A 5,028-nucleotide genomic window follows, 5' to 3' on the forward strand; every position below is an offset into this window, starting at 1 on the left:
GCGGGCCGGTGACGCGGTCGCGTACGCGGCGGCGCTCGCGGAGCTCGCGGCGATCGAGGTCCCGACGGTCGTGGGGACGGGCGCGGGCCCGGTGGTGACGACCGTGGGCGCGGCGGCCCGCTGACCCTCCGGCTGTCCGTGCCAGGGAGTCGGTACGGGCGGGCCCACACGTGTCAGCGAGGGGCGCACCCCGGACATGGTGCGTGCCGGGCCTGGACGGGGGGGAGGGCCAGGCCCGGCACGCGTTCGAGAGGGATCACAGCGGGGGGATCGCCGCTCCCTCGGTCCATGCGGTCGTCAGTAGGCCACCTGGTGCCGCTGCGCGGCGGGCCCGGGGGCCCAGGTGTGCGGGACGACCTGGTTCGTCTGGATGTCGGTGAGCTCGGCGGCGTAGACGATGCCCTCGTACACGCCGGCCTCGACGCGCTCGAGGTGCAGGCGCTCGGCCCGCTCGATGTCGTCGCCGAGGTGCGAGATGCGTGCGACGACGTAGCGCTGCGCGTCCTGCCACTGGTCGACGACGCGGACGGACAGGCCGTTCCAGCGGGCCGTCAGGTCGAGCTCGAACAGCTCGGTCACGTCCTCCCGGGCGACCCGGCGGTACCAGCGGCCCGACGGCGCCTGGTGGAAGCCGGTCTCGGCGAGCGGCGGGTTGGCGAGCGCGAGGACCACGGTGTGACCGCCGTCGACGACGTCCGCCTCGAGGTACGCGCCGTGCCACTTGGCGACGGGGCCGACGCACCGCGAGAGCGAGGCCAGGGCGGGGCGCCGGGCCCCGAGCTGCGTGACCGTCCAGCCGGTGCCGACGTCGCCGTAGCGGGCGAGCAGCGTCGCGGTGCCGTCCTCGTAGACGCGGATGAGCTCCGCGCCCGGGGGGATGCGGGAGTGCCGGAGCCACCACAGCGGGAGGATGTAGCCCGGGACGTCGCGGTACTGGAGCTGTGGCGAGGACTCGAACCGCAGGATGTCGATCGACCGGTCCCAGGGGCTGAAGGGCGACCCCTCGTACCCGAGGCCGTGCACCTCGAAGAGCTGTGCCGGGGTCGTCGCGAAGCCGACGTCCTCGGCGCGCACCACGTAGCCGGCCACACGGTCGTGCCCCGCGGTCAGGATCGCGCGGGTGAGCGCTGGTGTGATCGCCTTCTGCATGAGGGTCACGGTGGGCATCCTTGCCGGGAAGAGGGAGGAACCGGAGGAACAGGACGGATCGGTGCACGATTGTGCAGCCCTTCACGGGCACCTGTCCAGATCGCGTCACCCGTCCGTGTGCCAGCGGTGTGCTTCCGCAGGTCAGAGGCGATGAGAGTGTTCCCGATCGAAGCGGTTCGACCAGATGAGAGCTCGGTGAGAATCGGTCGAAACGTTACGAACGCATGGACCTGCGGCTTTGCTGGAAGCGCTCTCGCCGACGACGCGTCGAACTGTAGCGCGAACGGCGCAGCAAGAACGATTGACCCGAACTGTCCGATTCACTCGTTCGGCTCGGACCGGCCTCGAGGCGCGCCAGGGACGACGATCGTCCGCGCACCGCCCCGCCGTCCGGGACCTTCGTCCCGACCCGACGGACGGACCGCCCCGGCTCGAGGAGCCGACCGCGCGAGGACCGCGAGCCGGTCAGTGGTCGAGGTACGCGACCAGCTCCGACGCGAGCCCCGTGTACGACGCGGGCGAGAGCGCCTGCAGGCGTGCCGCGACGTCGTCGGGCAGCCCCAGGCCGCCGATGAACTCGCGCATGTCGTCCGCCGTCAGCCGGCGCCCGCGCGTCAGCTCCTTGAGCCGCTCGTACGGGTTCTCCATGCCGGTCACACCCGCGACGGACGCGGCGCGCATCGCCGACTGCACCGGCTCGCCGAGCACCTCCCAGTTCTCGTCGAGCTCGCGCGCCAGCAGGTCCGCGTCCACGTCGAGCGCCCGCAGGCCGCGGCGCACGTTGTCGATCGCGAGCAGCGAGTGCCCGAACGCCGGGCCGATGTTCCGCTGCGTCGTCGAGTCGGTCAGGTCGCGCTGCAGCCGGCTCGTGACCAGCGTCGACGCCAGCGTGTCGAGCAGCGCCGACGAGAGCTCCAGGTTCGCCTCGGCGTTCTCGAACCGGATCGGGTTCACCTTGTGCGGCATCGTCGACGAGCCCGTCGCGCCCGCCACCGGGATCTGGATGAAGACCCCGCGCGAGATGTACGTCCAGACGTCCGTCGCCAGGTTGTGCAGCACGCGGTTGAACCGCGCGACGTCGGCGTAGAGCTCCGCCTGCCAGTCGTGCGACTCGATCTGCGTCGTCAGCGGGTTCCACGTCAGGCCCAGGTGCTCGACGAACGTCCGGCTCACGATCGGCCAGTTCGCGCCCGGTACCGCGACGACGTGCGCGCCGAACGTCCCCGTCGCGCCGTTGATCTTGCCCAGGAACTCGTCCGACGCGATCCGCCGCAGCTGCCGCCGCAGCCGGTGCGTCAGCACCGCGAGCTCCTTGCCCAGCGTCGTCGGCGTCGCCGGCTGGCCGTGCGTCAGCGCCAGCAGCGGCTGGTCCTTGTGCTCGTGCGCGAGGGCCGCGACCTCGTCCGTCAGCGCCGTCGCCGCCGGGAGCCACACGTCCTGCACCGCACCCCGCACCATCAGCGCGTACGACAGGTTGTTGACGTCCTCGCTGGTGCAGCCGAAGTGCACGAGCTCGCTCGCGCCGGGCAGCACCGTGTCGGGACCGAGCGTCGCGGGCGCGTCGGCGAGGCGCTTCTTGAGGAAGTACTCGACCGCCTTCACGTCGTGCACCGTCACGCGCTCGATCTCCGCGAGCTCCGCGACCTCCGCCGCGCCGAACGACGTCACGACGTCGCGCAGGTACTGCTCCTCCGCCGCGGACAGCGTCGGTGCGCCCGGCACCACGCCGTGCCGCGTCAGGTGGATCAGCCACTCGACCTCGACGTGCACCCGCTCGCGGTTGAGCGCCGCCTCCGACAGGTGGTCCACCAGCGGGGCGACCGACGCGCGGTACCGGCCGTCCAGCGGGCCGAGCGCGATCGCGGGGGACGCGTCGGCCAGACGGACGCGCGCGGACGGGGCGGTGACGTCGGGGGAGGACATGCCGCCATCATCCCAGAGCGGCCCCACGGTCCGTCGGCGTGTCCGTCGGACTGCGGTCGTCGCACGGCAGAGGATCGGGCTGGCGTGCGCGCGTCGCCGCCGGGACGAGCGAGGAGCGAGCGAGTGGCGTGGTTCCGGGCGGGATCCCCGGAAGCGTGCGACGACCGCGGCTCTCAAGGCCGTCGATGACGCGTTCGGTTCGCCGGCGGTTGCCGGCGGGTCGCCCCGACCACGCGGTGGGGCTAGGGCTCCCGGACCTCGACGAGCTCACGCACCCCGACGAAGTCGTCGAGGTTGTGGGTGAGCAGCGCGGCGTCGTGCGCGTGAGCTGTCGCCGCGATCAGAAGGTCCGTCTGACGAGCCCGAGGCTGCCGCCCGCCCGCACGCACCGCCGCCGCGATCGCACCGTAGCTCGCGGCGACGGCCGCGTCGACGGGGAGCGCGGTGAACGTCCGCTCGACGGCGGCCAGCCGACGGAGCCGCTCGGGTCGACTGTGGTCGGTGGCCACGAGGACGCCGTAGTGGAGCTCGGCGAGAGTCACCGCGCTGATCGCGTACTCGCCGTCGGGCGACGAGGTGAACGCCTCGGAGATCAGCACCGAGGTGTCGAGCACGTACCTCACGCGACAGGGCCGCCGCCGGCGAAGGGGTCGCGGAAGGAGTCGTCGAACGCGTCCCGCTCGAGAGAACCGTAGTCGGCGCCCGTCCAGATACCCGCGACCGCGTCGCCGCGCTGCCAGCTCGCTGCCGCGGCGGGCACGAGCTCGGCCACGCGGCGTCCGCTCACCGTCACCCCGATGTGCTCTCCGGCCTCGACCCGACGCAGCACGGCAGACGCGTTCTGGCGGAGCTCGCGAAGCCCGACGGAAGAAGACACCGGACCACCGTAGCGCTTGTGCTACCTCGCGTCGACGGGGAGCCGGTCAGGGGGCGACGGTGTCCGGGAGGACGTACGCGGGCTCGTCGGCGGGGCGGCGCTGGCGGGCGGTCTCGGCGAGGACGACGCCGCCGAGGACCACCGCGCCGCCGACGAGCTGCACCGCCGTCATCGCCTCGCCGAGGAACACCCACGCGGACGCCGACGCGGCGACGGGCTCCACCATGCCGAGCAGGCCGGCGCGCGCTGGCCCGAGGGAGCGGATGCCGACGAGGAACAGCAGGTACGGGACGACGGTGCCGAGGACGACGATCCAGACGACGAGCAGCCACAGGGGCGGGGTGACGGTGCCGGGCACGTCGACCGCGTCGTCGAGCATCCCGTACGGGTACGTCCACACCGGCTGCAGGACGACCCAGAACAGCGCCGCGAACGCCATGGTCCACGCGTGCGTCGAGAGCGGGTCGCGCGTCGTGAGGAGCTTGTCGCCGAGCAGGTAGTAGGCCGCGAGGGAGACGGCAGCGCCGGCCGCGGCGAGCAGACCCAGCGCGTCGAGCACCACGCCCTCGCCGACCTGGGCGACGAGTGCCAGGCCGCCGAGGCACGCGACGAGCGCCCACCACACGCGTCGGTGCACGGCCTCCTTCAGCACGAACCGCGCCCACAGGGCGACGAGCAGGGGAGCGGTGTACTCGATGAGCAGCGCGATGCCGACGGGCAGCCGGGAGATCGCCGTCAGGTAGAGCCACTGGACGAGCGCGACGCCGACGACGCCGAGGACCGCGAGCGAGACGAGCTCGCGCCGGTCGCGCAGCCGCAGCCGCCGGGCGCCGACGACGAGGACCGCCGCGACGAGCACGACGGCCGACCCGACGCACCGGATCTCGACGAGCCGCGTGGGGCTGAGGCCGGCCTGCATCGCGAGCTTGGCGACCGTGCCGTTGACCGCGAACAGCATCTCCACGGCCTCGGGCAGGTCGGGCACGGCGCCCACGACGACGGCCGACACGAGCCACGAGACCGAGCCCGCGGCGACGACGGGCGCGGCGACCCGCGGGAACATGCCGGACCGCGCGATC

General features: G+C 73.1%; 5 protein-coding genes. All 5 read right to left on the minus strand.

The genetic code is table 11. The features are described from left to right. Nucleotides 1-297: 297 nt before the first annotated feature. On the minus strand, nt 298-1,149 hold the full coding sequence (locus HGA02_RS10005) for a hypothetical protein (RefSeq protein WP_210728402.1): 852 nt from the start codon (nt 1,147-1,149) through the stop codon (nt 298-300). A 465-nt stretch (nt 1,150-1,614) separates the two neighbouring features. Further along, a complete protein-coding gene (purB, locus tag HGA02_RS10010; RefSeq protein ID WP_168678880.1) occupies nt 1,615-3,072 on the minus strand; it encodes an adenylosuccinate lyase in 1,458 nt (485 codons plus the stop codon). A 242-nt stretch (nt 3,073-3,314) separates the two neighbouring features. Then, the gene (locus HGA02_RS10015) at nt 3,315-3,686 is read right to left on the minus strand and encodes a PIN domain-containing protein (RefSeq protein ID WP_343035423.1); all 372 of its coding nucleotides are present in this window, start codon (nt 3,684-3,686) and stop codon (nt 3,315-3,317) included. A gap of 5 nt (nt 3,687-3,691) precedes the next feature. Next, complete coding sequence (locus HGA02_RS10020; RefSeq protein WP_168678882.1) at nt 3,692-3,949, minus strand: type II toxin-antitoxin system prevent-host-death family antitoxin; 258 nt, start codon at nt 3,947-3,949, stop codon at nt 3,692-3,694. Between the two features lie 46 nt (nt 3,950-3,995). Next, nucleotides 3,996-5,028 (minus strand): EamA family transporter (locus HGA02_RS10025; RefSeq protein WP_210728401.1); only part of this gene is annotated, 1,033 nt, incomplete at its 5' end.

This window comes from Cellulomonas septica, from assembly GCF_012396155.1.
Classification (GTDB): domain Bacteria; phylum Actinomycetota; class Actinomycetes; order Actinomycetales; family Cellulomonadaceae; genus Cellulomonas; species Cellulomonas septica.

Coding starts and splice junctions, on each gene's coding strand:
- purB (WP_168678880.1), bottom strand. CDS start 3,072: ATGTCCTCCCCCGACGTCACCGCCCCGTCCGCGCGCGTCCGTCTGGCC.
- HGA02_RS10005 (WP_210728402.1), bottom strand. CDS start 1,149: ATGCAGAAGGCGATCACACCAGCGCTCACCCGCGCGATCCTGACCGCG.